Below are 24,419 nucleotides of genomic sequence, written 5' to 3'. Positions count from 1 at the left end.
GCTGACGCGATGGGCCCCTCCCTCTCCCGGCGGGAGAGGGGTGCAGGTTGCCGCTAATTCCCTCTCCCATCGGGAGAGGGAGGGAGCCGCGGAGCGGCGGAAGGGTGAGGGTGTGCGCAGTTACGACAATCATCGCTCCGGCACCGTCCAGCGCGCCCGCCAGCTCCGCCGCGCGGCGTCCGCACCCGAACGCTGGGTGCTGCGCGCGCTGCGCGAAGCCTTTCCGCATCTGAAATGGCGTCACCAGGCGCCGGTCGGTCCGTTCTATGCCGACATCCTCTGCTTTTCCGAACGCCTCATCATCGAGGTCGACGGCGACGACCACGCGCTGAAACCGGAACGGGACGCGCAGCGCACCCGCTTCCTCGAGTCCGAAGGGTATGACGTGATCCGCTTCGCCAACGCCGATGTGATGATGAACCTCGACGGTGTCGTGGCGAACGTCGGCGCGCGTGTGGCGGACACGAAAAAGGGCGGCACCGCATGACCGGCACCACCCTCACCCTTCCGCCGCCTGCCGGCGGCTCCCTCCCTCTCCCAGTGGGAGAGGGAGAGTATGGCTCACTCCGCCTCTTCGAACATGTCGACGGCGTTCTGCGCGGTCGCCGACAGGCGCACGGTGTCGCCCTCGATCTCCGCGACCAGACCGGCCGGCAGATAGTGATGCTTGCCGCCCTGCCCGTCCTCGGTGCTCGGCGAATCGTTCTTGGTCAGCTTGATGCGCTCGCCATCGACATGGTCGACGGTGCCGACATGGACGCCGTCGGCGCCGATGACCTTCATATGTTCCTTGATGTTGCTATGATCGTGCACGACGTTCCTCCTTCGATAGGGTCGGACGCGAAACGAGCATCACGGGGAATGGATGCATGATCCGTCAGTCGCTCATCATGTATGCGGTCGCGGTGGTGCTGATCCTGATCGGCGCCGCCAGCCTGCTGCTGCTGCTGCTGCGCGAGGGCGGGCCGGCGCGCACCTATGTGCTGCGCATGGTCGGCATCATGGCGCTGTCGGCGGGCATCCTGCTCGCGGTCGGCGCCAGCCAGATGCAGCGATGGAGCGTCGGCGGATGAGCCCACTGCTCTATCTCCTGCTCTCGCTAGCCTCCGGCGCGATGTTCGCCATCGGCATGGTACGCGCGCAGGGTCCGGCAGGCCCCCTAGGTGATCGCGCGGTCTACGCAATCAGTTGGGTGCTGTTCGGCTTCGGCCTCGTCACCGCGGTCGAAGTGCTCGCCCTGCATCCTGCCTCGGTTCCCACCTGGCACCGGCTGCTCGGCCATTTGTATCTTCCGACGGCGGGCGTCTGCCTGATCCGTGGCCTGTTTACGCCAAGGCAGGGCGGCAATCCGACACAGCGCATGCTCGGCTGGATTGTCGCCGTGATCGGCGCCCTCGACCTACTTACCGATCTCTACGAATTAGTCTCAAGGACCTGACTTATGCCCCTCCTCCAAGCCTCCAAGCAGTACAAGCCGTTCGAATACCCCTGGGCGTTCGAGTTCTGGAAGCGTCAGCAGCAGCTCCACTGGCTGCCCGAGGAAGTGCCCTTGGGCGAGGATTGCCGCGACTGGGCGCAGAAGCTGACCGATCACGAGCGCAACCTGCTCACCCAGATCTTCCGCTTCTTCACCCAGGCCGACGTCGAGGTGCAGGATTGCTACCACGAGAAATACGGCCGCGTGTTCAAGCCGACCGAGGTCAAGATGATGCTGACCGCGTTCAGCAACATGGAGACGGTGCACATCGCCGCCTACAGCCATCTGCTCGACACGATCGGCATGCCCGAGAGCGAATACGGCGCCTTCCTCGAATATGCCGAGATGAAGGACAAGCATGACTATATGCAGAACTTCGGCGTCGACAGCGACGAGGACATCGCCCGCACGCTCGCCATGTTCGGCGGCTTCACCGAAGGCGTGCAGCTGTTCGCCAGCTTCGCGATGCTGATGAACTTCCCGCGCTTCAACAAGATGAAGGGCATGGGCCAGATCGTCAGCTGGTCGGTGCGCGACGAGAGCCTGCATTGCGAAGGCATCATCCGCATGTTCCATGCCTTCTGCCAGGAGCGGCAGTGCCTGACCAAGGCGGTCAAGGACGACATCGCCGACGTCTGCCAGACGACGATCCGGCTGGAGGACAATTTCATCGACCTCGCCTTCGAGATGGGCCCGGTCGAGGGCATGAAGCCCAAGGAGATCAAGAAGTACATCCGCTACATCGCGGACTGGCGGCTCGGCCAGCTCGGCCTCAAGCCGATCTACATGATCGACGAACACCCGCTGCCGTGGCTGACGCCGCTGCTCAACGGTGTCGAGCACGCCAATTTCTTTGAAACCCGCGCCACCGAATATTCGAAGGCGGCGACCAAGGGCCAGTGGAACGACGTCTGGGACAGCTTCGACAAGCGCCAGAAGGCCAAGGGCAGCAAGCCGGCGAACGAGGATTTGGGCGCCGTTGAAGGTGACATGTTCTCGCGGGCTGGGGTGGCGGCGGAGTAATCATGTGAGACGAAGCAGTATCAAGCCACATCTATTCAGTAGACATTTTGGTATTAAGCCATCTATATTATTGTCGGAAGGAGCTTTCGATCCTTCTCTCAACATAGACACCAAGTTGTTTCCTGATCCTATGCTGCTTGATACCAGCTCCCATCCGGAGATGCGGGCCGCGAGATCCACCTTCGACGAATACTTCGAAAAAGTCCGCCGGCTACTCCTTCATAGTAAGGGCGATAAAAATAGCGCTATTTGGAAAGCAGCTTTCAGGCTGCTTTCCTTTCCTGAAATCCAAGGCACATGCCTTGGTTATGGCGAAGGGTCGATATCAGGATCGGGCTCCGGCCCGGTAATGACCGATCGGTTGGCGACAACCGGCTTTCAGGTCGCCTCACTTGGTATAGACGATCCTGACCTATTTATGGCTGTGGGCCTTTTTGAAGAAGACTTTGGCCCAGACATGATAGGGGACATGTTCACCAACGTATGCTTTGCCGAAATTATTGAATTTAATAATCGAATAACCCAGAACCTTGGCGTGCCAGTTGAGCTTTTTGCCATTACCCTACGCAACGGCCTAAGGTACGAAGCTCGTTTTCCTCGGAATCCTCTTATAAATAGCCGACGCGTCCCTGTCATATTAATGCCGCTGGACGTTCTGCGGGACTTGCCGGTAGCGCTCGACTGGTCCGGCATCCAGCAGACGAGTGAAGAAAACAAGAGCTTTAGAGATAGCTTGAACGCAAACATCGCAAGCCTTTGGTCGAGAAAAACTCTTGAGAGCAAATCTAGATTGAAAGAGTGGGCGACATCGAGTTCGGATTCTTTCGGCGACCTCCTCGACATGATTCATGGAATGGACGGGAAGCCTTACGATTTCGCGAATGACAAGCTTGGAGAGTTCGTTTGGAGAAACTTTGCAGAGCGCATTAACAATGAATTTCCGCTATGCATAGAAAAGCCAAAATCAAAAGATGCCCTGTCGACCGCGATTATAGTTGATAAGATAATTGAGCAATTTCGGCATTTAATTGAGGAACGAGACCTCTGGAGAGAATTCTACACTGACAATGGGCAGCCGCGACTTGAGAAGTCGGCACAAAGATTATTCTACATGACTGCGCTGTCATATTGCGAAGCAAACAATCTCGATGTCACCCCTGAAGCGGAGACAGGTCGGGGGCCGGTTGATTTCAAATTTTCTACCGGGATCAACGATAGAATCCTGGTCGAAATGAAGTTATCCAGAAATCCGAAAGTTCCGCAGGGTTTTGCTAAGCAGCTCGACATCTACAATTCTGCCGAGAAGGCCTTCTCAAGTAAATACATCATCATCGATGTCGGCGGCATGGGAAAGAAGCTGAAACAGGTTGAAGCCGCGAGAGAAATTCAAATTTCTCAAACGGGGGCTGCGCCAGAAGTTTTGGTAATAGACGCAACACCTAGATTGTCTGCCAGTAAAGCTTGAACTTCACCCCAACGGCCCATTCCCCACGAACCCCAACCGGGTGATCCCCGCGCGCTTCACCACCGCCAGCGTCTGGTCGAAGCGTTCGTAGCGCGCCTCCGGGTCGGTGTGCATCACCAGCACCGACGCCGGGTCCGCCTTCACCGCGGCCAGCCGTTCGGGCAGCGCCGCATCGGCCACCGCCGCGCCGTCCAGCGTCACCGCCCCGCCGCGCGCCAGATCGAGCGTATGCACCACCCGCTCCGCGACCGGCACCGGCCCGCTCTGCGGCAGGTCGATCGGCACCTGGTGCAGCACCTGCGGCAGGGTCAGGATCATCATCACCAGCAACACCAGCAGCACGTCGATCAGCGGCGTGATATTGAGCGCGGCGATCGGCTCGCCGATCTCGGCACTGGCGACGGTGGCAGGACGAAGGCGACGCATCCTCTTTCTCCCGGCTATATGTAACGTGATAACATCATACGCCCCGACTGCCGTCAACCGCCACCTTGGGTAGTCGCGACCATGTCCTACAATAACCTATTTGGTTAGGTGATCGACTCCCTCAAACGAAGGAGCCTGTCATGACCGCCACTGCCCCGATCGATCCGGATCCCGATTTCCAGCCCGTCGCGCTGCGCCCGCGCCACGACGGCTGGACCGCCGATCGCCAGCGCCGCTTCCTCACCACGCTGGCGGAAAGCGGCTGCGTCACCGCCGCGGCCGAATCGGTCGGCCTCACCCCACGCTCCGCCTATCGGCTGCGCGCGCATCCGCTCGGCGCCGCCTTCGCCAAGGCCTGGGACCATGCGCAACTCGCCGCCAGCCACCGCTTGCTCGGCATCGCCTTCGACCGCGCGATCCACGGCAGCGCACGCACCGTGTGGAAGGACGGCGAATTGGTGTCGGAGACGCGGGTGCCGTCGGACCGGCTGCTCGTCTTCCTACTCGGCAAGATGATGCCGCATCTGTTCGGCCCGATCCCCGCCAATATCGCGCGCAGCGACCGCCGCTCGGTCTGGGCGCTCGGCGACCTGCCCGATGCGCTCGCCGCGCTGACCGACGTCGCACCGGAGGATTGCCCGCCGGAACCGCTCGGCGCGGCGGACTATGACGTGCCGCTGCCGCCGCCGCCGCCGCCGCTCGCCTGACGGGGGTGATCGGTGCGACCTTTGCGACTTTCCGGCTGCGACCCGCCCTGGCGACGGCGACAATGGCGATGGGGATGGCCCACGATTAACCCCGTCCGGCAAGCCGGCGGCAAGGGATCGGCGTGCAGACTGCGCGGCGATGCTGCCCGGCCCGCGCCTGTTCCGCAGCCGCTGGGCGGCGTTGCTCTGGGCGGCCGGCATCGTCTGGGCGGCGGCCGACCTCGCCGATGCGCTGCCCGGCGAACGCCATCGGACCGACGCGGCCGCCCATGCGACGGCGGCCGCGACCGGCGACGACACCGACCAGCCGGATAATGCCGATGTCGCGGCAGCGATCGCGGCGCTGCGCTGATCCGTTTCGGGACGGTCGTTTCCTGAATGGAACGTTGTTCTGGGTTCATGCAACCCCCGCTAATCGGGCGACGTTTTCATGACAGTTTCTTCACGAAAGGGAGTTGTTCCGATGCGTAAGTTGATGCTCGCTCTGGGGTGCACCGCGATGGTGCTGCCGGCGACGATGGTGGTGCCGGTGTCGCAGGCCGGTGCGCAGCGCTACAAGTATCGCGAGTGGCGCGACGATCGCGGCCGCCTGCGCTGCCGCAAGCCCGACGGCACCACCGGCCTGGTGGTCGGCGGCGTCGCCGGCGCCTTGCTCGGCCGCACGATCGACACGCGTGGCGACCGCACGCTCGGCACGCTCGGCGGCGCGGTCGCCGGCGGCCTGCTCGGCCGCGAGGTCGACCGCAGCAGCCAGCGCAGCCGCCGCGGCTGCCGCTGATTCGGCCGGTCCGCCGCCGTGCCTCGGCGCGGTAGCGGACACGGGCGATCATGCCGCCAAAACGCGCGTGGCGCGTTGGACCGGGCGTCGCGGGGAGACTCGCGGCGCCCCATTCATGTGTTCAGGAGATCAGCATCATGGTGACCCGCTCGGGCTCCGCCCGCTACGAAGGCCTCGGCAAGGACGGCAAGGGCCATGTCTCGACCCAGTCGGGCGTGCTCGACGAGACGCAATATGGCTTCAACACCCGCTTCGAGGACGGCAAGGGCACCAATCCGGAAGAGCTGATCGCTGCCGCCCACGCCAGCTGCTTCACCATGGCGCTGAGCTTCGCGCTGGCCGGCGCCGGCCATAGCCAGGGCAATCTGGAAACGACCGCCAAGGTGACGCTCGACAAGGACGGCGATGGCTTCACCATCACCCGTTCGCAGCTCAGCCTGACCGGCCAGGTCGACGGCATCGACCCCGCCGAGTTCGAACGGATCGCCAACGAGGCCAAGGCCGGCTGCCCGGTTTCGAAGGTGCTCAACTGCGACATCGCGCTCGACGTCCGCTTCGGCTGAGCGGCGGCGCTTCGGCTGGGCGGCGGCTGCGCCTGTCGGTGACGTGAACCGGACGTAGTTTCCGGTTCACGCAACCGCGCCTTGGCCAAGCCGTTGTCTTTGCATCGATCAACACGGGAGAGTGTGATGCGTAAACTGTTTCTGTCGGTGGCGATGGCCGCCACCACTCTGGCCGCGATGCCGGTCGCCGCGCAGGACACGCCGTACGGCGCGAACCGCGAATATCGCAAGGAAGTGCGCGACGCGCAGCGCGACTATCGCCGCGACTTGCGCGACGCCGATTCGCCGCGCGACGTCCGCGACGCCCGCCGCGAATATCGCGACCAGGTTCGCGATGCCCGCCAGGACCGGCGCGAGGATCTGCGCGACATCCGCCAGGACCGCCGCGACGATTGGCGCGCCTATCGCAACTATGACTATAACCGGCTGCCGCCGGGCCAGCGCGCCTATTACGCCGACCGTTATTATCGCGACGGCCGCTATTATCAGCCGCGCCGGCTGACCCGCAACGACCGCATCTATCGCGGCACCAACGGGCGGTATTACTGCCGCCGTTCGGACGGCACCACCGGCCTGATCGTCGGCGGCCTGGCGGGCGGTGCGCTCGGCAACGTCATCGCCGGCGGCGGCTCGCGCCTGCTCGGCACCTTGGTCGGCGGCGCCGGCGGGGCCCTGCTCGGCCAGTCGGTCGACCGCGGCCAGGTCGTCTGCCGCTAAAAGTTCGTCACGGGGACGGAGCCCGGCACACGCCGGGCTCCGTGTCGCGGGTTCAGAAGATCCCGCCGCCCAGCATCAGCCGCAGGGCGAAGACGACGATCAGCAGCAGGTTGAGGTTGCGCCCGCCGTTCGACGCGGACAGGGCGCCGACCGCGGCCCCGACGATGCCGATCGGAATGACCAGCCAGTTGAGCCAGCCGAGCAGCGGCACGAACGCGACCAGGCCCAGCGCCAGCGTGACCAGGCCGATCAGCACGGAAAGGATGTTCAGCATCGCCCTGACATGGGCAATGCTGCGCCCCGGCACAAGCATCGCCGCCGCTGCGTCGGGGCGACGGTGCCGGACCGTTAACCACGCCTGTCGGTGGTTCCTTAGCGGCGGTCGTGCCAGATATCCCCGGTGTCCGCTTCCCGCGCCCTGCTCGCCGTCGCTCTGCTGCTCGCCGCCTGTGGCAAGGCACCGTCCGCGCAACAGGATCTCGACAGCCTCGACCGCGAACTGACCGAAGGCGCCCGGCCCGCCAACCAGCGCGACCCGGCGCTCACCGCCGCGCTCCGCGACCAGATCATGGTCGATCCCGCCCTCACCCAATCGGCCAACACCAACGTCGTCCGCCCGCCCAGCCGCCCCGACCCCGGCGCGATCCCGCCCGCCGACCTCGGCACCCGGCCCGACGGCGTCTCGCCCGCCGACCTCAAGCCGACGCCGGCGGCGCAGGGCGATTGCCCGCAATGCCGCAAGGCGGACGGCGCGCTGACCCTCGGCGAACTCGCCCGGCGCCAGTCGCCCGGCTCGGCCGACTGCGCTGCCAACGTCAGCTATTCCGCCGGCTGGGCCAACCGCCTGCCCGCCGCGGTGCCGCTCTACCCCGACGCGCGGGTGACGGATGCGGCCGGCAACGACGCCTGCGGCCTGCGCGCGGTCAGCTTCGCCAGCAGCGCGCCGGTCGGTCGCATCCTCGACTGGTACCATGCCCGGGTCACCCGCGCCGGCTATTCGGCGGAGCATCAGGCGGACGGCGACCGCCACGTGCTCGGCGGCACCCGCGGCAACGACGCTTATGTCGTCTACGCCACCCCGCGCCCCGGCGGCGGCACCGACGTCGACCTCCTGGTGCGCTGAGCCGCCGCCGGCATTTCCCTTCCGGCGCATTTGCCTCTAGGGCGGTGCGATTATGCCACTCGTCCTCGTCATGATCGGCGGTGCGCTGGGCAGCGGGGCACGCCATCTGGTCGGCCGCGCGATGCTCGCGCTGCTCGGTCCCGCCTTTCCCTACGGCACGCTTACGGTGAACCTGATCGGCGGGTTGCTGATGGGGCTGCTCGTCGGCACCCTCGCGCGGCTGGGACAGGGCGGCGAGACCTGGCGGCTGCTGCTCGGCGTCGGCGTGCTCGGCGGCTTCACCACCTTCTCCTCCTTCTCGCTCGACGCGGTGACCCTGTTCGAGCGCGGCGCGGCGCCGGTCGCCTGGGCCTATATTCTCGTCTCCGTCGCCGGATCGCTGCTCGCGCTCGCCGCCGGTCTCGCACTCGCCAGGGGGATCACCGCATGAGCGACGCCGTCCGCCAGTTCACCGTCGGCCTCGACGACGACGGCATCCGCCTCGACCGCTGGTTCAAGCGGCACCTGCCCGACACCAGCTTCACCACCGTCGCCAAATGGGCGCGCACCGGCCAGTTGCGGGTCGACGGCGCCCGCGCCGCGCCCGGCGACCGGATCGCCGCCGGCCAGGTGCTGCGCGTGCCACCGGCCGAACCCGCCGCCACCGACGCGCCGCGCCCGCAGAAGCCGCGCACGCCGCTGACCGAGGATCAGATCGCCTTTGCTCGCGAGATGGTGATCCACCGCGACCCGTCGGCGATCGTGCTCAACAAGCCGCCTGGCCTGGCAACGCAGGGCGGCACCAAGACGCACGAGCATGTCGACGCGCTGCTCGACGCGCTGCAGTTCGAAAGCGAGGGACGGCCCAAGCTGGTCCACCGCCTCGACAAGGACACCAGCGGCGCGCTGCTCGTCGCGCGGACCAGCCGCGCCGCCGCCTTCTTCGCCAAGGCCTTCTCCAGCCGGACGGCGCGGAAAGTCTATTGGGCCTTGGTGGTCGGCGTGCCGTCGATCGACGACGGCATGGTCGACCTGCCGATCGCCAAGCAGCCCGGCACCGGCGGCGAGAAGATGCATGTCGACGAGGAGAACGGCCTGCCGTCGCGGTCGCGCTACCGCGTGATCGAGCGCGCCGGCAACCGCGCCTGCTGGGTCGAGCTGCAGCCGTTCACCGGCCGCACCCACCAGCTGCGCGTCCACATGGCCGCGATCGGCCATCCGATCGTCGGCGACGGCAAATATGGCGGTCCCGCCGCCTTCCTGACCGGCGGGATCAGCCGCAAGATGCACCTGCACGCACGGCGCATCCGCGTCGACCATCCCGACGGCGGCGCGATCGACGCCACCGCCGCGCTGCCGCACCATTTCGCCGAAAGCCTCGCCAGCCTCGGCTTCGAGGAGGCGCAGGGCGACGCGCTGCCGCTCGAGGAGGCGAAGAAGGGTCCGCCGCCCAAGTCGGTGCTGAAGCAACGCGCGAAGGCGCACGCCAAGTCGATGCGCAAGGAACATCGCGGCGAGCGCCGCCGCCGCGGCGGTCGCGACTGATGCATCCGCATCCGGCATTCAGGCCGGAGCCCGACGCCGACCTCTTGGCGATGGCGGAGTCGATCGGTCTGGCGCACATCGTCGTTCCCGCCCCCGGGGGGCCGTTGATCGTGCACGCCCCGATCACCCGGCACGGTGGGAGCGTGCGCTTTCATGTCGCGCGCGGCAATCCCGCCGCGGATCATTGCGACGGAGCCGATCTGGTCGTCGCCGTACTTGGCGTACACGGCTATATCAGCCCCAGTTGGTACGAACGGCCCGACAATCAGGTGCCGACCTGGAACTACGTCGCCGTCGAAATGCGCGGCACCGCCACCGCGATCAGCGACGATGACACCGTCGAACAGCTCGACCGCCTCGCCCTGTTGCACGAGCCAGCGGACCGGCCGTGGTCACGCACCAAGATGGACCAGCACGCCTTTGCCAAGCTGCTGGCGGGTATCCGTGGCTTCGCCATCGACAAACCGATCCTCTCAGCCACCCTCAAGCTCAGCCAGAACAAGACGGCGGCGGATCGCGCCGGTGTGGTCGCCGGGCTGACGCGTGGCGGCAGCTCGCTTATGGCGCAGGCCGTCGCCGCCGGTGCGCCGATCAGCGGGTGATGCGGGCGGTGGCGACGGCGCTCTGGAACAGCGCGTCGAGCGCGGTGTAGATGTCCTGGTCCGAGGTCACCTTGGTGTATAGGCCGGGCGACGCGCAGGCCTGCAGCGCCGGCTCGACCTGATACAGATACGGTTTGACGTTGCTCTGCGACCAGCTGTCGTTGTCCAGCGATTGCGCCAGATATTCGGTGTAGAGCACCGCGATGCGGATGTTCCGCGCCTTGATCGTGTCGCACTTCGTCGTGTCGAAGGCGATCTCAGGCCGGCCGTTCGACCGCGTCTCGTCGCGCATGCCGTCGGTGATGACGAACATGATCGCCTGCGGCTTGGCGTTGGTGGTGATGCCGTCGCCGGGGTTCGGCATCCAGGCGTTGATCTGCGTGAACGCGTCCGAACTGCCGGTGTCCCGGTCGTTGTAGCCGACCTCCGTCGACGCGCAGGCGCTGGTCGGGCAACCATTTTTATAGAAGTTCGATGGCGTCAGGTTGGTCGTCTTGGTCGACGCGCCGGCCAGTCCGTTCGGATCGTCGATGGCGTACAGTTTGGAAAAGCCACCCGCGCCGCGGAATGTGGCGATCGCCATGCGATATTGCGCACCGTTCTTGCTGGACGTGCTCTGTGCGTCGGAGGTTAGCTTGGAAACGGCGGTCCCCTCTTCGTCGATGCGCAGCGTCAGGCCATAGCTTTTGGCGACGCCGTACAGATCCTTGGTCGTCCCGTCCTTGGCGGTGCCCTTGAGGTCATTGGTCGAATGGCAGGCGAACTGGCATTTGCTGCTGTTGCTGTTGGCGACGATAGTCAGGCCGGCGGAGGTCGTCGGCAGCGCCATCGACCCGGAAACGTCGAGCAACATGTAGAAATCGATGTCCGGCGCGGTCGCGTTGGTCGTGGTCGACCGGCCCCCAATGTTGAGGTTCGCCATGCCCAGCAGTCGGGCGAAATTATTGGGTGATTGGGCGGTATAAACCACCGTCGCGACGCGCCGCCCGGTGCTGTCCTTCGGCGCGGTGACCGTGAGGCTCGTGATCCGCGCCTGGTTGGCGTCGATCAGCGCCTGCGCCTGCGTGTTGAACATCTGCGTCGCCAAGAGCGCGGCCGTGGTGTCATCGATGGTCATCACCTGCTTGCTGACCGCGACCAGGGCTGCGGCATCGGCAATGGCGTTCAGCTTGGTCTGCGTCTTCATCGCCCGCGCATAGTCGATGCCCATTCCGACGGCGAACGACAGCGGCAGCAAGCCAAAGCCGAAGATCATGAAAACGCCGCCACGCCGGTTGGCACGCAGGCGACGGAGCAGGGCGATCAAGGAAACCATCGTCGTTCGGACCCTCAGCAATCCGTGCAGTCGATTTTGTTGGAATTGCGCGGCAGCATGAACAGATTGTCGCCCAACTTCATCGGCCCGATGAACCCGAAGTTCATCGGCGGCTTGTAGTTGTACGTCACTTCGGCAAACAGCATGTAGCTGTTCTGGACGCGCAGGCCGACCGGGATCACCGCGGTATCGTTGGCATTGAGCGCAGCGCCATTCAGGCTGCGGCTCCACACCACTTTGGTGCGGAGCAACGCGTCGGTGTAGACTTGCGTCACCCGGATCGTCGCGCGGCTGGCATCGTATGGCGCCAGCACCATCGTCGTCGCATTGAGGTTGCTGTCGATCTCGCCCTTGGTGGTCGTGCCGGAGACGTTCTGCGCGATCAGATCGGCGATCGCGCGGGTCGCCACCGTCACCTTGCGATTGCAGGCGATGCCGTCCTCGATCTGCAGGCTGCCGAGCCACAGCACGATCAGCACCGGCGCGACCGCCGCGAACTCCACCAGCGCGGTGCCGCGCCGGTCCTCGGCCAGACCGGGCCGGACGAGACCGCGCAGCATCAATAATTCTCCGTCTTGGCGACCGACGTCGCCATGATCAGCCGCGTGTTGCGGCCCTGGTCCGAGAAATCGAGGCCGAGCGGCCCAGTCTGCAGCGGCCACATATAGAGCAGGCGGACCATCACCACCGAACCCTGGCTGCCGAGGCTGTAGCTCATCGGCGTCTTCAGATTGCCCGACGAATCCTTGGTCAGGTCGGGCAGATCGGTGGTCATCGCACTCCAATTCGTCGCACTCTTGACCTCGACGAACAGCCGCGAACAGCTGAGATAGGCGGGCAGGCGCGCGCAGGCCTGGGTGCGGAACCGGCTGGCGAGTTGGGCGGAAGTCATTGATGTCGCGGTCGCGTCGGCCGCCTGCGCTTGCCCCGTGGTGACGCTACGCGCGGTCGCTTCGACGGCGGTCTCCAGGCCTTCCTGCGCGAAATAGAGCAGGCTGGTCTGCAAGGCCGCGAGCATCAGCGCGATGAACGGCGCCGCGACCAGGGCGAATTCGAGCAGCGAGACGCCGCGACGATCCTCGCGAATGCGCGCCAGGCCCCGGCGTGCCGTGCCATGCCGCGCGAGCGACTGGGCCATATATGTCCATCGCGAACCCAAGATCATGCACTTGAAATACCTTAGTCAGATTAAGAGGTCGTAAAGCGGCCGTTGGCTGGTCACGGTGGCGCTTCTCTTGCGGCCCCGGCGGCGCTACCAACGGAAGCGATGTTCCAGGCTCCCTTCCCCGCGCGATGACCCGCCTTGCCGTATTCGACTGCGACGGGACCCTCGTCGACAGCCAGGCCAATATCTGCCGTGCGATGGAGGAGGCATTCCTGCTCGCCGAGCTGCCGGCGCCGCCGCGCACCGCGATCCGCCGCATCGTCGGCCTGTCGCTCGTCGAGGCGTTGCAGGCGCTGCTGCCCGATGCAGCCACCGAGAAGCACCGGCGAATGGCGGCGGATTACAAGGACGCCTTCTTCCGTTTGCGGACCAGCGGCGCGATGGCGGAGGAGCCGCTGTTCGACGGAATCGCGGCGGTAATCGAGCGACTGCAAACCGACGGCTGGCTGCTCGGCGTCGCCACCGGCAAATCCGACCGCGGGCTGGCGCACATCCTCGCCCACCATGGCCTCGCCGACCGTTTCGTCACCCTGCAGACCGCGGATCGCCACCCGTCCAAGCCCGATCCGTCGATGCTGCTCGCCGCCATGGCGGAGGCGGGGGCGACTCCGGCCGAGACGGCGATGATCGGCGACACCAGCTTCGACATGGTGATGGCGAAGGCGGCGGGCGCGCGCGCGATCGGCGTTGCCTGGGGCTATCACGACCAAAGCGATCTGGTGAACGGCGGCGCAGACGTGGTCGCCGATCGCGTCGCCGCTCTGCCGGCGCTGCTGACATGATGCCCGACGATGCCCGCGCGATGCGGCGCTGGATGGTGCTCGTCGGCATCCGCCTGGTCGGCACCGCCGGCGCGGTGCTCGGCATGATCCTCGCCGCGCGCAGCCACGAATGGCCGATCAAAGTCCTCGGCATCGCGATCGTGCTGTCGGCCTTGGCGATGATCGTGATCGTGCCGGCCAGCCTCGCGCACCGCTGGCGGACGCCCAAGCCGTGAAGCGCTTCTGGACCGACGTCACGGTTGATGCCGCGGGCGGGATCGCCCTCGACGGTCGGCCGGTGCGCACGCCGGGTCGCGTGCCGCTGGCGCTGCCGACCGCGGCGCTAGCGACGGCGGTGGCGGACGAATGGCGCAGCGTCGGCGAGACGCTCGACCCGCGCGCCATGCCGCTGACCGGCCTCGCCAATGCCGCGATCGATCGGATCGCCGCCGCCCCCGCCGCCTTCGCCACCGGCCTGGCCGCTTATGGCGAAAGCGACCTGCTCTGCTATCGCGCCGCGGAACCGCCGGCGCTTGCGGCGCGTCAGGCGGCGAATTGGGATCCCTGGCTGGATTGGGCGCGGGGACGCTACGACGTCCACTTCACGGTCACTGCCGGCATCCTCCACCAGCCGCAGCCGGCGGCGACGCTCGCCCGGCTCGGCGACGCCGTGGCGGCCCTCGATCCTTTCCACCTTGCCGGCCTGTCGCCGGTGGTGACGATCACCGGTTCGCTGGTGCTGGCGCTCGCGCTCGCCGAGCGTGCCGGTGACGCCGAAACCCTGTGGACGGCGGCGAACCTCGACGAGGATTGGCAGGCCGAACATTGGGGCAGCGACCCGCTCGCCGAACAGGCCCGCGACGTCCGCCGACACGACTTCGACGCGGCGGTGCGCTTTCTCGCGGCGCTCGACGCCTGACCGCCGGGCGGCGCAAGTCGCTCCGCCTAGCGCGTCAGCTTGCGGATGAAGCCGATCAGTCCGGTCTGCCGCGAGCGCTTCAGCCGTTCCGCCGCCAAAATGGTGCGCACGCCGTCGAAACACTGTTCGACGTCGTCGTTGACCAGCACATAGTCATAGCCGTCCCAGTGGCTGACCTCGTTGGTCGCGCGCGCCATCCGCGCGTCGATCACCTCGGCGCTGTCAGTGTTGCGGTTGGTCAGCCGCGAGCGCAGCTCCTCCATCGACGGCGGGAAGATGAAGACGCGCACCACGTCGCCGCCGGCGATCTGGAACAGCTGCTGTGCGCCCTGCCAGTCGATGTCGAACAACACGTCCTTGCCGGCCGCCAGCATCGCTTCGACCTGCCCGCGCGGGGTGCCGTAGCGGTGACCGAAGACGTGCGCCCATTCGAGGAACTCGTCTTCCGCCACCATGCGGCGGAATTCCTCGAGATCGACGAAATGATAGTCCTTGCCGTCGACCTCGCCCGGCCGCATCGGCCGCGTCGTCGCCGACACGGACATCGCCAGCTCCGGTTCTGCCGCCAGCAGCTTGCGCGCGATCGTCGATTTGCCTGCGCCGGAAGGCGAGGACAGAACGAACAGGACGCCGCGACGCCTGAAACCGTGCGGATCGGATGGGGTGACGGGCATGGCGCGCTAGTGACGTGCCAGGACCGCAGGCGTCAAGCGCCCGCGGTCCAGCCTGTCGTGAAATACAGGTTATTTATCCCCAGTCTCCGGGGAAAGGGCCATCAGCGATAGGCGGCGCCGCTCTTGGCGAGCTTGCGCCGGTCATAGGCCTTTTTCGCGACATAGCCGCCGCCGATTAGCATGCCGAGCGGCCCCATGCGGCGCAACACGCCGGCGGCGACGGCGCCGGTCAGCGCGCCCTTGACCCCATCCGACCCGTCGCGACGGTCCAACTCGCGCCCGACCAGAGCGCCGATAATCTTGCCGATCATGCTTCAACCTTTCCGAAAACACCGTCCTTGAGTTCCGCCGCGCCGCGCAACACCGCCCAGCCGACCGCATAGGTGATCGCGATCGGCACCACGACCTTCAGGACGTTGGCCGTCACCGCGCCGATGATCGCGCCGTCCGCGACACCATCGTCGCCCGACAGCGAATCGATCGCACCACCGACCAGCGCGCCTATCGTCGTTGCGCTCATGATTGCCTCCCTCACAGCCGCGACAAGACTGGACCAATTCGCCGCGGCAGGAGAGGTTCCGGACCTATTTTCCGACCATGTCCTCGGCACGGACCAGCCGGTCGAAGGTCGCCTCGTCGACCAGCCCGAGTGCCAGCCCCGCCTCCTTCAAGGTCAGCCCTTCCGCATGGGCGCGCTTGGCGATCTTGGCGGCATGGTCATAGCCGATTTCCGGCGCCAGCGCGGTGACCAGCATCAGCGATCGCTCGACCAGTTCGGCGATGCGGCCCTCGTTGGCCCGCATCCCGTCGACCGTCCGCTCGGCGAAGCTGGTCATCCCGACGCTCAGCAAGGCGATCGAGCGCAGCACGTTGGCGCCGATCAGCGGCTTGAAGACGTTGAGCTCCATATGCCCCTGCAGCCCGCCGACGGTGACCGCGACATTGTTGCCCATCACCTGCGCGGCCACCATCGTCAGCATCTCGGCCTGGGTCGGATTGACCTTGCCCGGCATGATCGAACTGCCCGGCTCGTTGGCGGGCAGCTCCAGTTCGCCGAGACCGGAGCGCGGGCCAGACCCGAGCAGGCGGATGTCGTTGGCGATCTTGCTCAGCGCCACCGCCAGCACGTTGAGCGTGCCGTGCAGGTCGACCAGCCCGTCGTTCGACGCCAGCGCCTCGAACTTGTTCGGCGCGGTCACGAAGGGGAAGCCGGTCAGCGTCGCGATCTCGGCGGCGATATCGTCCGCAAAGCCTTCCGGAGCATTGAGGCCGGTGCCGACCGCGGTACCGCCCTGCGCCAGCGGCAGGATGTTGCGCTTCACCGTCCCCTCGATGCGATCGCGCGCATTGGCGAGTTGCTGGACGTAGCCCGACACCTCCTGCCCCAGGGTCAGCGGCGTCGCATCCTGAAGATGGGTACGGCCGATCTTGACGATGCCGTCCCACGCCCTGGCCTTCGCTGCCAGTGCGTCGTGCAGCCGGCCAAGCGCGGGGAGGAGCTGGTCGCGCACCGCCAGCGCCGCGGCGACGTGCAGCGCGGTGGGGAAGCTGTCGTTCGACGACTGGCCGCGATTGACGTCGTCATTGGGGTGGACCGGCGCCTTGCCGCCGCGCGTGCCGGCCAGCCGCTCATTGGCGCGTCCGGCGATCACCTCGTTGACGTTCATGTTCGACTGGGTGCCCGACCCGGTCTGCCAGATGACGAGCGGGAATTGGTCGTCCAGCGTGCCGCTGACGATGTCATGCGCCGCCGCCTCGATCGCGTCTGCCTTCTCGGTGGCCAGGCCGTGCTTGCGGTTCACCCGCGCCGCCGCCTGTTTGACGATCGCCAGCGCGCGGACGATCTCGATCGGCATGCGCTCGCGCGGTCCGAAGGGAAAATTCTCCAGGCTCCGCTCGGTCTGCGCGCCCCAATAGGCATCGGCGGGAACTTCGATCGGGCCGATCGAATCGGTTTCGGTGCGGGTGTCGGTCATGCGACGTGAACCTGCGGCAGCGGGGTTGGTTGCCCGCGGAATCATAGCCGCGGATCAACCGGGGGGGGAATGGCGTAGCAGGCGTGATGCGGCGGTGTGCCGTCCTTATCGCAGGACCAACCATCGCCTTTCTACGGCAGCCGGCCCCTCCGCCACCCACCGTCATCCCCGCGCAGGCGGGGATCCAGACGCGCGGACGGTGGTGCATACCAGCGGCGCTGGCGCACCTCGAGTCCCACCTGCGCAGTCATGACGGCGCAGGCGAACGCCCCCGGTTGGACGCCGGCCCCTATTTCTTCCGCTTGAAGTCCACGCTGACGACGTTCGAGCCGTCCTCGACCGGCGTCGCGGTCGGGCCGTCATTCTCTGCCTCGTCGTGCGGCTCGGGGCCGTCATCGGGGCCTTCGGTCGCCTGGAAGCGGAGTTCGAAATTGACCGCCGGGTCGTGGAAGCCGGTGATCGCCGAATAGGGAATGACCAGCTTCGACGGTACCTGGTTGAAGCTCAGGCCGACCGAGAATTTCCGCTCGTCCACGGTCAGGTCCCAGAAGCGGTTCTGCAGGACGATCGTCATCTCGTCCGGAAAGCGCTCAATCAGCCGCTTGGGGATGTCGACGCCCGGCGCCTGCGTCTTGAAGGTGATGTAGAAGTGATGCTCGCCCGGCAGGCCGCCGGTTTCGGCGACCGAGCCGAGCACACGCCCGACCACGGCGCGCAGCGCCTCCTGGACGATCTCGTCATAGGGGATCAGGCTATCGGGCAGTCCGTCGGTCATTCGTCCTTGGGTAGCGGCTTCCCCCGACCGGTCAAGATTGTGCGTGCGGCCAGAGGCTCCTATGGGCCGAAGCGACATGCGTATCGCCACGATCAACCGCTCCACCGCCGAGACGCGGATCGACGTCACCGTCAATCTGGACGGCACCGGCGTCTATGCGATCAGCACCGGCATCGGCTTCCTCGACCATATGATCGAGCAACTGTCGCGCCACGGCCTGATCGACATCGACCTGAAGGTGGCGGGCGACCTGCATATCGACGGTCACCATACCGCCGAGGATTCGGCGCTGGCGCTGGGCCAGGCGATCGCCAAGGCGCTGGGCGACAAGCGCGGCATCCGCCGCTACGGCGACGCGCTGTCGCCGATGGACGAGACGCTGACCCGTGTCGCGCTCGACATCTCCGGCCGGCCGTGGCTGGTGTGGAAGACGCAGTTCACAATGACGCGGCTCGGCGATCTCGACACCGAGCTGATCGAACATTGGTTCCACAGCTTCGCGCAGACCGCCGGCCTGACCCTCCACGTCGAGACGCTGTACGGCCAGAACAACCACCATATCGTCGAAAGCGCCTTCAAGGGCCTCGCCCGCTCTTTGCGCGCGGCGGTGGAGATCGACCCGCGCAAGGGCGATGCGATCCCGTCGACCAAGGGGATGCTGTGAGCGAACCGTTCGTCCGGCCCGATGCGCCTTTGTGCATCGTCGACCTGCACTATGACGCGCCGCTGGCCGGGATCGACGCGCGCATGGCGGAGCATGTCGCCTGGCTGACCCAGGGCTATGCGGCCGACCTGATCCTCGCGTCGGGGCGCAAGGTGCCGCGGACCGGCGGCATCATCGTCATCCGCGGCGACGCCGCCCGGATCGAGGAACTGGTCGCGACCGATCCGTTCGTTGCCGGTGGCCTCGCCCGCGCGACCGTCACGCCGTTCACCGCGAGCATGGCGGCACCCGCGCTGGCGGAGCTGCTGGCATGACGCTGGCGCTGATCGACATCGAATCGGGCAACCTCCATTCGGTCGCCAACGCCCTGGCGGCGGCGGGTGCGGAGGCGGTGACGATCACCGCCGATCCCGACGTGATCGCCGCCGCGGATCGGATCGTCCTGCCAGGCGTCGGTGCGTTCGGCGCCTGCGCGGCCAATCTGCGCCGCGTCGCCGGACTGGAGGAGGCGTTGCGCGGCGCGGTGTTCGACCGGGGCCGCCCCTTCCTTGGCGTCTGCGTCGGCATGCAGCTGATGGCGGCGACCGGCGAGGAGATGGGCGCCCATCGCGGTCTCGGCTGGATGCAGGGCCGCGTCCGCCGCCTCGACCCCGGCACGATGGACGCCAAGGTGCCGCACATGGGCTGGAACGACGTCCGGCCCGCGGGCGACCATCCGCTCGTGCCCGCCGGCGAAGCCTATTTCCTGCACAGCTACGCCTATGAGGGCGAGGATGTCGTCGCCACCACCGACCATGCCGGTCCGGTGACCGCCGCCATCGCGCGCGACACGATGCTCGGCGTGCAATTCCATCCCGAAAAGAGCCAGCGTTATGGCATCGCGCTGCTCGAACGCTTTCTGAAATGGCGGCCATGACCACGTCCCATCGCCTGATCGTCTTCCCCGCCATCGACCTCAAGAATGGCCAGGTCGTCCGCCTCGCGGAGGGCGATATGGATCGCGCGACCGTCTATGGCGACGATCCCGCGCATCAGGCGCGGCTGTTCGCCGATGCGGGGGCCCAGCACCTGCATGTCGTCGATCTCGACGGTGCCTTCGCCGGCGAATCCGTCAATGGCGAGGCGGTGCGGCGGATCGTCGCCGACTTCCCCGGCCACGTGCAGCTCGGCGGCGGCATTCGCAATCGCGACAGCGTCGAACGCTGGTTCGACCTCGGCGTGTCGCGCATCGTCATCGGCACCGCCGCGCTCGACGATCCGGACTTCGTGCGCGGCGTCGCCCGCGATTATCCCGGTGGCATCGTCGTCGCGGTCGATGCCAAAGACGGCATGGTCGCGACCAAAGGCTGGGCGGACGTGTCGACGACCAGCGTCACCGATCTCGCCCGCCGGTTCGAAGATGCCGGCGTCGCCGCCCTGCTGTTCACCGACGTCGGTCGCGACGGACTGCTCAAGGGCGCCAACATCGAGGCGACGGTCGACCTTGCCCGTGCCGTGTCGATCCCGGTGATCGCCAGCGGCGGGGTCAAGGGTATCGACGACATCCATATGCTCGCCCTCCACGCCAAGGACGGGATCGAGGGCGTGATCACCGGCCGCGCGCTCTATGACGGTCGACTCGATCTGGCGGCGGCGCTCAGCGTCGCGGCGGCGGCATGATGAACCCCGGCCTTGCCGGCCTGTTCGCCGGGGGATTGGTCGGCGCCTATGTCCCGACGCTGCGCGACCAGATCCGCGGCGGGCGGATCGAGGTGCCGTTCGGCGCGATCAACCCGATCGGCGTGCGCCGCGACGAACACCCCCTCGCCTTTCGCCTGTGCGTCGCCGGCATGGTGGGGCTCGTCGCGCTGATCCTGATCGCCTCCGTCGTCCTCGTCGTGCGGGCGCTGCTGTCGTGACCGTGCGGGCCCGCGTCATCCCCTGCCTGGACGTCGCCAACGGCCGCGTCGTGAAGGGCGTCAATTTCGTCGATCTGGTCGACGCCGGCGATCCCGTCGAACAGGCGCGTGCCTATGACGCCGCCGGCGCCGACGAGCTCTGCTTCCTCGACATCACCGCCAGCGCGGAGGATCGCGGCACGATCCTCGACGTCGTCCGCCGCACCGCCTCGGTCTGCTTCATGCCGCTGACCGTGGGCGGTGGCGTACGCAGCGCCGACGATGCCCGTGCCTTGCTGCTCGCCGGTGCCGACAAGGTCGCGGTCAACTCCGCCGCCGTGTCGCGGCCAGAGGTGGTGGCGGACATCGCCGAACGCTTCGGCAGCCAATGCTGCGTCGCCTCGGTCGACGCGCGCCGCGCCGGCAACGGCTGGGAGGTGTTCACCCACGGCGGCCGCCGCGCGACGGGCATCGATGCGGTCGCGCACGCCGTCCGCCTCGCCGAACTGGGCGCGGGCGAGTTGCTCGTCACCTCGATGGACAAGGACGGCACCCGTTCCGGCTACGATCTCGCGCTGATCCGGGCGATCGCCGACCGTGTCGCGGTGCCGGTCGTCGCCAGCGGCGGCGTCGGCGGGCTCGACGATCTCGTCGCCGGCGTCCGCGACGGCCATGCCAGCGCGGTGCTCGCCGCGTCGATCTTCCATTTTGGCGAGGCGAGCATCGCCGACGCGCATGCCGCACTCGCCGCCGCCGGCATTCCGGTCCGTCGTCCGATGCTGGCGGCTTAGCGGTTCCGCAACGCTTGCGTGCGACATGTCGCGGCCATGTATGCGATCGATCTGAACCCCACGCTCAACCTGGTCGACATCCGCTGGCAGGGTCTGTTCGACGAGACGACCGTCGCCGCTTATGCCGCCGATCTGGAACGGCGCTTCGCCGCCGCGGGCTTCCGCCCCGGCTATCGGCTGCGCATCGACATGAGCGCCACCAGCGTCCAGCCGCGCGACGCGGCGGCGGCGATCCACGCCCGCCTCGCCACCTTTCCCAAGGCCAGCCGGATCGCGATCGTCACCGGCAGCGCGATCACCCGGCTGCAGGTCCAGCGGTTCATGACCCAGCCCTATCTGCGCGTCTTCGCCGATGCCGCGGAGGCGCTAGGCTGGCTGACCGAGGCGGCGGCGGCGTGATCGCCTTGCTTGCCTATGCCGGCGGCCATTCCGGCATCGTCCACCCGCGCAGCGCGCCCGAATGGTCGGACGTCGCGCTGTTCGTCGTCGCCGCCGCCGGCCTGTGGTGGGTGCGCCGCCGCCTGCGCAGCCGCTTCCAGAAGAACGATTGACGCGGGGGCCCCGCCCGCGCCAAGCCCATCGCGATGGACCCGCTCGACCGCCTCGAAGCCACGATCGCCGCGCGCCGCGCCGCCGATGCGGGCAGTTCGTACACCGCCAGCCTGTTCGCCAAGGGCCGCGCCAAGATCGCGCAGAAGGTCGGCGAGGAGGCGACCGAAACGGTGATCGCCGCCCTCGCCGCACCGGAGACGCTGGCCTCGGAGGCGGCGGACCTCGTCTTCCACCTGCTGGTGCTGCTCGCCGACGCGGGGCTCGGCCTCGACGACGTGCGCGCCGAACTCGCCCGGCGCGAGGGCGTGTCGGGCCATGCCGAGAAAGCCGCCCGCCCGTCGTAAAGGAGCGCCTGCCATGCCGATCGACCCCACCCAGCCCTATGACGACCAGAACGTCTTCGCCAGGATCCTGCGCGGCGAGATCCCGTCGAACCGGGTCTATGAGGACGAATGGGCGGTCGCCTTCCACGACATCGCGCCGCATGCGCCCACGCACATCCTGGTGATCCCGCGCGGCCGCTACGTCTCCTGGGACGATTTCGCCGCGCGCGGTTCGGCCGAGGAGATCGCCGGGTTCGTCCGCGCCGTCGGCCATGTCGCGCGCGAGCGCGGCCTCGTCGCAAGCGGCTACCGCCTGCTCGCCAACATCGGCCGCGACGCCGGGCAGGAGGTGCCGCACCTCCACGTCCATCTGTTCGGCGGCGGCCCACTCGGGCCGATGCTGGCGCGCTGACCCATTCCCGCTTCCATGCGGGAAAGATAAGCTATTGCGCCTGTATCATTTGCGACTAGGCTCCGCCGCTTCACCATGCGGAGGGCCGGCCAGGCCCCGATCGCAGCTGGGGGGATCGCTTACATGATATTCGGGCGCGTCAAACCACTCGACGCCATTCTTGCCACCGCCGAGAAGAAGGGCCTGCACCGCTCGCTCGGCGCGTTCCAGCTCACCATGCTCGGCATCGGCGCCGTGATCGGCACCGGCATCTTCGTGCTCACCTCCGAAGCGGCGCAGAAGGCGGGGCCGGGCATGCTGCTCAGCTTCATCGTCGCCGGCTTCATCTGCGCGGTCGCCGCGCTCTGCTATTCCGAACTGGCCTCGATGGTGCCGGTGTCGGGGTCGGCCTATACCTACACCTATGCGGTGACCGGCGAGATCCTCGCCTGGATGGTCGGCTGGGCGCTGATCCTCGAATATGCGGTCGGCGCCAGCGCGGTCGCGGTCGGCTGGTCGAACCATGCGGTGGGCCTGCTCAACGGTATCGGCTTCCACGTCCCCGCGGCGATCAGCAACGCCGACGCGTTGATGGCGCACATGTACATCGCCTTCGGCGCCCCGCCGAGCGCCGACCTGACGCAGGCGATGACCACCGGCGGCTGGGTCAACGTGCCCGCGGTGATCATCGTCGCGATCGTCACTTGGCTGCTGATCATCGGCACGACCGAAAGCGCCCGCGTCAACGCGATCCTCGTTGCGATCAAGATCGCCGCGCTGACCGCCTTCGTCGCCCTGACCATTCCGGTGATGAAGGCGGACAATTTCAACCCGTTCCTGCCCACCGGCATCGGCAACCCGCTGAGCTCGTCGGGCCTCGGCGTGCTCGGCGCCGCGGCGTCGATCTTCTTCGCCTATGTCGGCTTCGACGCCGTGTCGACCGCCGCGGAAGAGACCAAGAACCCGCAGCGCAACGTGCCGATCGGCCTGATCGGCAGCCTTGCCATCTGCACCATCTTCTACCTGCTCGTCGCCTCGGGCGCGATCGGGGCGATCGGCGCCCAGCCGGTCGCCTCGCTGTCGGGCCAGGTGCTGTCGCCGGGCACGCCGGAGATCGCCGGCCGCTGCGCCGCGATCGTCGCGTCGGGCGCGCTCGAGCCGCTGGTCTGCTCCAAGGAGGCGCTGGTCCACGTTCTCGACACGATCAACTGGCCGATGATCGGCCGCTTCGTCGGCCTCGCCGCGGTGCTGGCGCTGCCGTCGGTGGTGCTGATGATGATGTTCGGCCAGACCCGCATCTTCTTCACCATGGCCCGCGACGGCCTGCTGCCCGCACGGCTCGCCTCGGTCCATCCGCGCTTCCGCACGCCGCACGTCGTGACGCTGCTGACCGGGGTCGCCGCCGGCGTCGCCGCGGCGGTGCTGCCGGTCGGCAAGCTCGCCGACTATTCCAACGCCGGTACGCTGTTCGCCTTCTTCATGGTGGCGGTGTCGGTGATGGTGTTGCGGCGGACCGACCCGAACCGCGCGCGGCCGTTCCGCACCCCCGCGGTCTACATCGTCGCGCCGCTCGCGCTGATCGGCTGCGTGGTCCTGTACCTGTCGCTGCCGCTGACCGCCAAGCTGGTGCTGCCGATCTGGGGCGCGATCGGCCTGGTGATCTATTTCACCTACAGCCGCAGCCGGTCCTATGTCGGGCGCGGGATCATCGACACGGTCGACGATCCGGCGATCCAGCCGGAGGTCGCCAAGCCGCTTTCCTGAGCGGCCGACCGACACAACAAAAAAGGGCCGGTGGAATGATCCACCGGCCCTTTTTGCTGGGTCCTGA

Annotated in this window: 39 protein-coding genes; 28 read left to right on the top strand and 11 right to left on the bottom strand. The window is 67.1% G+C overall.

Annotated features, from left to right (window positions below; all coding sequences use genetic code 11):
• Window positions 1–40 precede the first annotated feature (40 nt).
• Window positions 41–487 (top strand): endonuclease domain-containing protein, encoded by a 447-nt coding sequence (locus D9601_RS16320; RefSeq protein WP_332838032.1) that lies wholly within the window; start codon window positions 41–43, stop codon window positions 485–487.
• Between the two features lie 74 nt (window positions 488–561).
• Here the strand turns inward: D9601_RS16320 and D9601_RS16315 are convergent, their stop codons facing one another.
• Window positions 562–813 (bottom strand): DUF2171 domain-containing protein, encoded by a 252-nt coding sequence (locus D9601_RS16315; RefSeq protein WP_198355143.1) that lies wholly within the window; start codon window positions 811–813, stop codon window positions 562–564.
• A 56-nt stretch (window positions 814–869) separates the two neighbouring features.
• On the opposite strand from D9601_RS16315, the gene D9601_RS16310 reads away from it, so the two are divergent.
• From D9601_RS16310 to D9601_RS16295, 4 genes are all read left to right on the top strand, one after another.
• Complete coding sequence (locus D9601_RS16310; protein ID WP_198355142.1) at window positions 870–1,073, top strand: hypothetical protein; 204 nt, start codon at window positions 870–872, stop codon at window positions 1,071–1,073.
• Entirely contained in the window at window positions 1,070–1,438 is a 369-nt protein-coding gene (locus D9601_RS16305) for a hypothetical protein (RefSeq protein ID WP_198355141.1), read from the top strand. The genes D9601_RS16310 and D9601_RS16305 overlap by 4 nt, the downstream gene beginning before the upstream one ends.
• A gap of 3 nt (window positions 1,439–1,441) precedes the next feature.
• Window positions 1,442–2,500, top strand: coding sequence for a ribonucleotide-diphosphate reductase subunit beta (locus tag D9601_RS16300; RefSeq protein WP_198355140.1), 1,059 nt, complete (start codon window positions 1,442–1,444; stop codon window positions 2,498–2,500).
• 130 nt (window positions 2,501–2,630) lie between these two features.
• On the top strand, window positions 2,631–3,965 hold the full coding sequence (locus tag D9601_RS16295; RefSeq protein ID WP_198355139.1) for a hypothetical protein: 1,335 nt from the start codon (window positions 2,631–2,633) through the stop codon (window positions 3,963–3,965).
• Between the two features lie 3 nt (window positions 3,966–3,968).
• On the opposite strand, the gene D9601_RS16290 is transcribed toward D9601_RS16295, so the two are convergent.
• Window positions 3,969–4,391 (bottom strand): ExbD/TolR family protein, encoded by a 423-nt coding sequence (locus D9601_RS16290; protein WP_198355138.1) that lies wholly within the window; start codon window positions 4,389–4,391, stop codon window positions 3,969–3,971.
• A gap of 140 nt (window positions 4,392–4,531) precedes the next feature.
• Here D9601_RS16290 and D9601_RS16285 point away from each other — a divergent pair, with 140 nt between their 5' ends.
• The 5 genes from D9601_RS16285 (at window position 4,532) to D9601_RS16265 (ending at window position 7,156) form a co-directional block, all read left to right on the top strand.
• On the top strand, window positions 4,532–5,098 hold the full coding sequence (locus D9601_RS16285) for a hypothetical protein (protein WP_198355137.1): 567 nt from the start codon (window positions 4,532–4,534) through the stop codon (window positions 5,096–5,098).
• 139 nt (window positions 5,099–5,237) lie between these two features.
• Window positions 5,238–5,450: a hypothetical protein gene (locus D9601_RS16280; protein ID WP_198355136.1), complete on the top strand. Its 213-nt coding sequence runs from the start codon at window positions 5,238–5,240 to the stop codon at window positions 5,448–5,450.
• Window positions 5,451–5,561: 111 nt separating this feature from the next.
• A complete protein-coding gene (locus D9601_RS16275) occupies window positions 5,562–5,876 on the top strand; it encodes a glycine zipper 2TM domain-containing protein (protein WP_198355135.1) in 315 nt (104 codons plus the stop codon).
• Window positions 5,877–6,013: 137 nt separating this feature from the next.
• Window positions 6,014–6,439 (top strand): OsmC family protein, encoded by a 426-nt coding sequence (locus tag D9601_RS16270; RefSeq protein ID WP_232474301.1) that lies wholly within the window; start codon window positions 6,014–6,016, stop codon window positions 6,437–6,439.
• A 126-nt stretch (window positions 6,440–6,565) separates the two neighbouring features.
• Window positions 6,566–7,156, top strand: a complete 591-nt coding sequence (locus tag D9601_RS16265; RefSeq protein WP_198355134.1) for a glycine zipper 2TM domain-containing protein — start codon at window positions 6,566–6,568, stop codon at window positions 7,154–7,156.
• A gap of 52 nt (window positions 7,157–7,208) precedes the next feature.
• Here D9601_RS16265 and D9601_RS16260 read toward each other — a convergent pair whose 3' ends face one another.
• Complete coding sequence (locus D9601_RS16260; RefSeq protein ID WP_198355133.1) at window positions 7,209–7,430, bottom strand: hypothetical protein; 222 nt, start codon at window positions 7,428–7,430, stop codon at window positions 7,209–7,211.
• Between the two features lie 126 nt (window positions 7,431–7,556).
• Between D9601_RS16260 and D9601_RS16255 the strand changes: the two genes are divergently transcribed.
• Genes D9601_RS16255 through D9601_RS16240 form a run of 4 tightly spaced genes read left to right on the top strand, consistent with a single transcriptional unit; the run spans window position 7,557 to window position 10,405 of the window.
• On the top strand, window positions 7,557–8,279 hold the full coding sequence (locus D9601_RS16255) for a hypothetical protein (protein ID WP_198355132.1): 723 nt from the start codon (window positions 7,557–7,559) through the stop codon (window positions 8,277–8,279).
• 52 nt (window positions 8,280–8,331) lie between these two features.
• Complete coding sequence (crcB, locus tag D9601_RS16250; RefSeq protein ID WP_198355131.1) at window positions 8,332–8,709, top strand: fluoride efflux transporter CrcB; 378 nt, start codon at window positions 8,332–8,334, stop codon at window positions 8,707–8,709.
• Complete coding sequence (locus tag D9601_RS16245; protein ID WP_198355130.1) at window positions 8,706–9,803, top strand: RluA family pseudouridine synthase; 1,098 nt, start codon at window positions 8,706–8,708, stop codon at window positions 9,801–9,803. The genes crcB and D9601_RS16245 overlap by 4 nt, the downstream gene beginning before the upstream one ends.
• Window positions 9,803–10,405 carry an FMN-binding negative transcriptional regulator gene (locus D9601_RS16240; protein ID WP_198355129.1) on the top strand — a complete coding sequence of 201 codons (603 nt, stop codon included), beginning with the start codon at window positions 9,803–9,805 and terminating at the stop codon, window positions 10,403–10,405. Before D9601_RS16245 ends, D9601_RS16240 begins: the two co-directional genes overlap by 1 nt.
• On the opposite strand, the gene D9601_RS16235 is transcribed toward D9601_RS16240, so the two are convergent.
• From D9601_RS16235 to D9601_RS16225, 3 genes are read right to left on the bottom strand one after another with little or no spacing between them, the layout of a single operon-like run.
• Window positions 10,395–11,720 (bottom strand): pilus assembly protein TadG-related protein, encoded by a 1,326-nt coding sequence (locus tag D9601_RS16235; protein ID WP_232474299.1) that lies wholly within the window; start codon window positions 11,718–11,720, stop codon window positions 10,395–10,397. The genes D9601_RS16240 and D9601_RS16235 overlap by 11 nt on opposite strands.
• Window positions 11,721–11,734: 14 nt before the next feature.
• On the bottom strand, window positions 11,735–12,280 hold the full coding sequence (locus D9601_RS16230) for a TadE/TadG family type IV pilus assembly protein (protein WP_198355128.1): 546 nt from the start codon (window positions 12,278–12,280) through the stop codon (window positions 11,735–11,737).
• Window positions 12,280–12,858 (bottom strand): TadE/TadG family type IV pilus assembly protein, encoded by a 579-nt coding sequence (locus tag D9601_RS16225; protein ID WP_232474298.1) that lies wholly within the window; start codon window positions 12,856–12,858, stop codon window positions 12,280–12,282. Before D9601_RS16225 ends, D9601_RS16230 begins: the two co-directional genes overlap by 1 nt.
• 155 nt (window positions 12,859–13,013) lie before the next feature.
• Here D9601_RS16225 and D9601_RS16220 point away from each other — a divergent pair, with 155 nt between their 5' ends.
• The 3 genes from D9601_RS16220 to D9601_RS16210 are packed head-to-tail and all read left to right on the top strand — an operon-like array spanning window position 13,014 to window position 14,565.
• A complete protein-coding gene (locus D9601_RS16220; RefSeq protein ID WP_198355126.1) occupies window positions 13,014–13,667 on the top strand; it encodes an HAD-IA family hydrolase in 654 nt (217 codons plus the stop codon).
• A complete protein-coding gene (locus D9601_RS16215) occupies window positions 13,664–13,882 on the top strand; it encodes a hypothetical protein (protein WP_332838031.1) in 219 nt (72 codons plus the stop codon). The genes D9601_RS16220 and D9601_RS16215 overlap by 4 nt, the downstream gene beginning before the upstream one ends.
• Window positions 13,879–14,565 (top strand): ATP12 family chaperone protein, encoded by a 687-nt coding sequence (locus D9601_RS16210; RefSeq protein ID WP_198355125.1) that lies wholly within the window; start codon window positions 13,879–13,881, stop codon window positions 14,563–14,565. The genes D9601_RS16215 and D9601_RS16210 overlap by 4 nt, the downstream gene beginning before the upstream one ends.
• Before the next feature lie 26 nt (window positions 14,566–14,591).
• On the opposite strand, the gene gmk is transcribed toward D9601_RS16210, so the two are convergent.
• From gmk to D9601_RS16185, 5 genes are all read right to left on the bottom strand, one after another.
• Window positions 14,592–15,239, bottom strand: a complete 648-nt coding sequence (gene gmk, locus D9601_RS16205; protein ID WP_198355124.1) for a guanylate kinase — start codon at window positions 15,237–15,239, stop codon at window positions 14,592–14,594.
• Window positions 15,240–15,340: 101 nt separating this feature from the next.
• Window positions 15,341–15,550 (bottom strand): hypothetical protein, encoded by a 210-nt coding sequence (locus tag D9601_RS16200; protein ID WP_198355123.1) that lies wholly within the window; start codon window positions 15,548–15,550, stop codon window positions 15,341–15,343.
• A complete protein-coding gene (locus D9601_RS16195) occupies window positions 15,547–15,759 on the bottom strand; it encodes a hypothetical protein (RefSeq protein ID WP_198355122.1) in 213 nt (70 codons plus the stop codon). The genes D9601_RS16200 and D9601_RS16195 overlap by 4 nt, the downstream gene beginning before the upstream one ends.
• Before the next feature lie 64 nt (window positions 15,760–15,823).
• Window positions 15,824–17,215 carry a class II fumarate hydratase gene (gene fumC / locus D9601_RS16190; RefSeq protein ID WP_198355121.1) on the bottom strand — a complete coding sequence of 464 codons (1,392 nt, stop codon included), beginning with the start codon at window positions 17,213–17,215 and terminating at the stop codon, window positions 15,824–15,826.
• Between the two features lie 289 nt (window positions 17,216–17,504).
• A complete protein-coding gene (locus D9601_RS16185; RefSeq protein ID WP_198355120.1) occupies window positions 17,505–17,990 on the bottom strand; it encodes an SspB family protein in 486 nt (161 codons plus the stop codon).
• 76 nt (window positions 17,991–18,066) lie between these two features.
• On the opposite strand from D9601_RS16185, the gene hisB reads away from it, so the two are divergent.
• From hisB to D9601_RS16130, 11 genes are all read left to right on the top strand, one after another.
• Window positions 18,067–18,654 (top strand): imidazoleglycerol-phosphate dehydratase HisB, encoded by a 588-nt coding sequence (gene hisB, locus D9601_RS16180; protein WP_198355119.1) that lies wholly within the window; start codon window positions 18,067–18,069, stop codon window positions 18,652–18,654.
• On the top strand, window positions 18,651–18,968 hold the full coding sequence (locus D9601_RS16175; protein ID WP_198355118.1) for a YciI family protein: 318 nt from the start codon (window positions 18,651–18,653) through the stop codon (window positions 18,966–18,968). The genes hisB and D9601_RS16175 overlap by 4 nt, the downstream gene beginning before the upstream one ends.
• The gene (gene hisH / locus D9601_RS16170; protein ID WP_198355117.1) at window positions 18,965–19,570 is read left to right on the top strand and encodes an imidazole glycerol phosphate synthase subunit HisH; all 606 of its coding nucleotides are present in this window, start codon (window positions 18,965–18,967) and stop codon (window positions 19,568–19,570) included. The genes D9601_RS16175 and hisH overlap by 4 nt, the downstream gene beginning before the upstream one ends.
• Window positions 19,567–20,313 (top strand): 1-(5-phosphoribosyl)-5-[(5-phosphoribosylamino)methylideneamino]imidazole-4-carboxamide isomerase, encoded by a 747-nt coding sequence (gene hisA / locus D9601_RS16165; protein ID WP_443024764.1) that lies wholly within the window; start codon window positions 19,567–19,569, stop codon window positions 20,311–20,313. The genes hisH and hisA overlap by 4 nt, the downstream gene beginning before the upstream one ends.
• Complete coding sequence (locus tag D9601_RS16160) at window positions 20,310–20,552, top strand: hypothetical protein (RefSeq protein ID WP_198355115.1); 243 nt, start codon at window positions 20,310–20,312, stop codon at window positions 20,550–20,552. The genes hisA and D9601_RS16160 overlap by 4 nt, the downstream gene beginning before the upstream one ends.
• A complete protein-coding gene (hisF, locus tag D9601_RS16155; RefSeq protein ID WP_198355114.1) occupies window positions 20,549–21,322 on the top strand; it encodes an imidazole glycerol phosphate synthase subunit HisF in 774 nt (257 codons plus the stop codon). The genes D9601_RS16160 and hisF overlap by 4 nt, the downstream gene beginning before the upstream one ends.
• A gap of 36 nt (window positions 21,323–21,358) precedes the next feature.
• Window positions 21,359–21,721 (top strand): STAS/SEC14 domain-containing protein, encoded by a 363-nt coding sequence (locus D9601_RS16150; RefSeq protein ID WP_198355113.1) that lies wholly within the window; start codon window positions 21,359–21,361, stop codon window positions 21,719–21,721.
• The gene (locus tag D9601_RS16145) at window positions 21,718–21,873 is read left to right on the top strand and encodes a hypothetical protein (protein WP_198355112.1); all 156 of its coding nucleotides are present in this window, start codon (window positions 21,718–21,720) and stop codon (window positions 21,871–21,873) included. Before D9601_RS16150 ends, D9601_RS16145 begins: the two co-directional genes overlap by 4 nt.
• A 33-nt stretch (window positions 21,874–21,906) precedes the next feature.
• Complete coding sequence (locus tag D9601_RS16140; protein WP_198355111.1) at window positions 21,907–22,218, top strand: phosphoribosyl-ATP diphosphatase; 312 nt, start codon at window positions 21,907–21,909, stop codon at window positions 22,216–22,218.
• Window positions 22,219–22,231: 13 nt separating this feature from the next.
• Window positions 22,232–22,609: a histidine triad nucleotide-binding protein gene (locus D9601_RS16135; RefSeq protein ID WP_198355110.1), complete on the top strand. Its 378-nt coding sequence runs from the start codon at window positions 22,232–22,234 to the stop codon at window positions 22,607–22,609.
• 123 nt (window positions 22,610–22,732) lie between these two features.
• Window positions 22,733–24,352: an amino acid permease gene (locus D9601_RS16130; RefSeq protein ID WP_198355109.1), complete on the top strand. Its 1,620-nt coding sequence runs from the start codon at window positions 22,733–22,735 to the stop codon at window positions 24,350–24,352.
• Window positions 24,353–24,419: the final 67 nt, after the last annotated feature.

The sequence above is a fragment of the Sphingomonas sp. MA1305 genome, from assembly GCF_016107325.1.
GTDB lineage: Bacteria > Pseudomonadota > Alphaproteobacteria > Sphingomonadales > Sphingomonadaceae > Sphingomonas.
The sequence above is the reverse complement of the archived record's forward strand: the minus strand, read 5'-3'. Positions and strand labels throughout refer to the sequence as shown.

What these genes read in the sequence shown, in the direction of transcription:
- D9601_RS16310 (WP_198355142.1), top strand. Translation starts at nt 870, where the DNA reads ATGATCCGTCAGTCGCTCATCATGTATGCGGTCGCGGTGGTGCTGATC.
- D9601_RS16305 (WP_198355141.1), top strand. Translation starts at nt 1,070, where the DNA reads ATGAGCCCACTGCTCTATCTCCTGCTCTCGCTAGCCTCCGGCGCGATG.
- D9601_RS16300 (WP_198355140.1), top strand. Translation starts at nt 1,442, where the DNA reads ATGCCCCTCCTCCAAGCCTCCAAGCAGTACAAGCCGTTCGAATACCCC.
- D9601_RS16295 (WP_198355139.1), top strand. Translation starts at nt 2,631, where the DNA reads ATGCTGCTTGATACCAGCTCCCATCCGGAGATGCGGGCCGCGAGATCC.
- D9601_RS16290 (WP_198355138.1), bottom strand. Translation starts at nt 4,391, where the DNA reads ATGCGTCGCCTTCGTCCTGCCACCGTCGCCAGTGCCGAGATCGGCGAG.
- D9601_RS16285 (WP_198355137.1), top strand. Translation starts at nt 4,532, where the DNA reads ATGACCGCCACTGCCCCGATCGATCCGGATCCCGATTTCCAGCCCGTC.
- D9601_RS16280 (WP_198355136.1), top strand. Translation starts at nt 5,238, where the DNA reads ATGCTGCCCGGCCCGCGCCTGTTCCGCAGCCGCTGGGCGGCGTTGCTC.
- D9601_RS16275 (WP_198355135.1), top strand. Translation starts at nt 5,562, where the DNA reads ATGCGTAAGTTGATGCTCGCTCTGGGGTGCACCGCGATGGTGCTGCCG.
- D9601_RS16270 (WP_232474301.1), top strand. Translation starts at nt 6,014, where the DNA reads ATGGTGACCCGCTCGGGCTCCGCCCGCTACGAAGGCCTCGGCAAGGAC.
- D9601_RS16265 (WP_198355134.1), top strand. Translation starts at nt 6,566, where the DNA reads ATGCGTAAACTGTTTCTGTCGGTGGCGATGGCCGCCACCACTCTGGCC.
- D9601_RS16260 (WP_198355133.1), bottom strand. Translation starts at nt 7,430, where the DNA reads ATGCTGAACATCCTTTCCGTGCTGATCGGCCTGGTCACGCTGGCGCTG.
- crcB (WP_198355131.1), top strand. Translation starts at nt 8,332, where the DNA reads ATGCCACTCGTCCTCGTCATGATCGGCGGTGCGCTGGGCAGCGGGGCA.
- D9601_RS16245 (WP_198355130.1), top strand. Translation starts at nt 8,706, where the DNA reads ATGAGCGACGCCGTCCGCCAGTTCACCGTCGGCCTCGACGACGACGGC.
- D9601_RS16240 (WP_198355129.1), top strand. Translation starts at nt 9,803, where the DNA reads ATGCATCCGCATCCGGCATTCAGGCCGGAGCCCGACGCCGACCTCTTG.
- D9601_RS16235 (WP_232474299.1), bottom strand. Translation starts at nt 11,720, where the DNA reads ATGGTTTCCTTGATCGCCCTGCTCCGTCGCCTGCGTGCCAACCGGCGT.
- D9601_RS16230 (WP_198355128.1), bottom strand. Translation starts at nt 12,280, where the DNA reads ATGCTGCGCGGTCTCGTCCGGCCCGGTCTGGCCGAGGACCGGCGCGGC.
- D9601_RS16225 (WP_232474298.1), bottom strand. Translation starts at nt 12,858, where the DNA reads ATGGCCCAGTCGCTCGCGCGGCATGGCACGGCACGCCGGGGCCTGGCG.
- D9601_RS16220 (WP_198355126.1), top strand. Translation starts at nt 13,014, where the DNA reads ATGACCCGCCTTGCCGTATTCGACTGCGACGGGACCCTCGTCGACAGC.
- D9601_RS16215 (WP_332838031.1), top strand. Translation starts at nt 13,664, where the DNA reads ATGATGCCCGACGATGCCCGCGCGATGCGGCGCTGGATGGTGCTCGTC.
- gmk (WP_198355124.1), bottom strand. Translation starts at nt 15,239, where the DNA reads ATGCCCGTCACCCCATCCGATCCGCACGGTTTCAGGCGTCGCGGCGTC.
- D9601_RS16200 (WP_198355123.1), bottom strand. Translation starts at nt 15,550, where the DNA reads ATGATCGGCAAGATTATCGGCGCTCTGGTCGGGCGCGAGTTGGACCGT.
- D9601_RS16195 (WP_198355122.1), bottom strand. Translation starts at nt 15,759, where the DNA reads ATGAGCGCAACGACGATAGGCGCGCTGGTCGGTGGTGCGATCGATTCG.
- fumC (WP_198355121.1), bottom strand. Translation starts at nt 17,215, where the DNA reads ATGACCGACACCCGCACCGAAACCGATTCGATCGGCCCGATCGAAGTT.
- D9601_RS16185 (WP_198355120.1), bottom strand. Translation starts at nt 17,990, where the DNA reads ATGACCGACGGACTGCCCGATAGCCTGATCCCCTATGACGAGATCGTC.
- hisB (WP_198355119.1), top strand. Translation starts at nt 18,067, where the DNA reads ATGCGTATCGCCACGATCAACCGCTCCACCGCCGAGACGCGGATCGAC.
- hisH (WP_198355117.1), top strand. Translation starts at nt 18,965, where the DNA reads ATGACGCTGGCGCTGATCGACATCGAATCGGGCAACCTCCATTCGGTC.
- hisA (WP_443024764.1), top strand. Translation starts at nt 19,567, where the DNA reads ATGACCACGTCCCATCGCCTGATCGTCTTCCCCGCCATCGACCTCAAG.
- D9601_RS16160 (WP_198355115.1), top strand. Translation starts at nt 20,310, where the DNA reads ATGATGAACCCCGGCCTTGCCGGCCTGTTCGCCGGGGGATTGGTCGGC.
- D9601_RS16150 (WP_198355113.1), top strand. Translation starts at nt 21,359, where the DNA reads ATGTATGCGATCGATCTGAACCCCACGCTCAACCTGGTCGACATCCGC.
- D9601_RS16140 (WP_198355111.1), top strand. Translation starts at nt 21,907, where the DNA reads ATGGACCCGCTCGACCGCCTCGAAGCCACGATCGCCGCGCGCCGCGCC.
- D9601_RS16135 (WP_198355110.1), top strand. Translation starts at nt 22,232, where the DNA reads ATGCCGATCGACCCCACCCAGCCCTATGACGACCAGAACGTCTTCGCC.
- D9601_RS16130 (WP_198355109.1), top strand. Translation starts at nt 22,733, where the DNA reads ATGATATTCGGGCGCGTCAAACCACTCGACGCCATTCTTGCCACCGCC.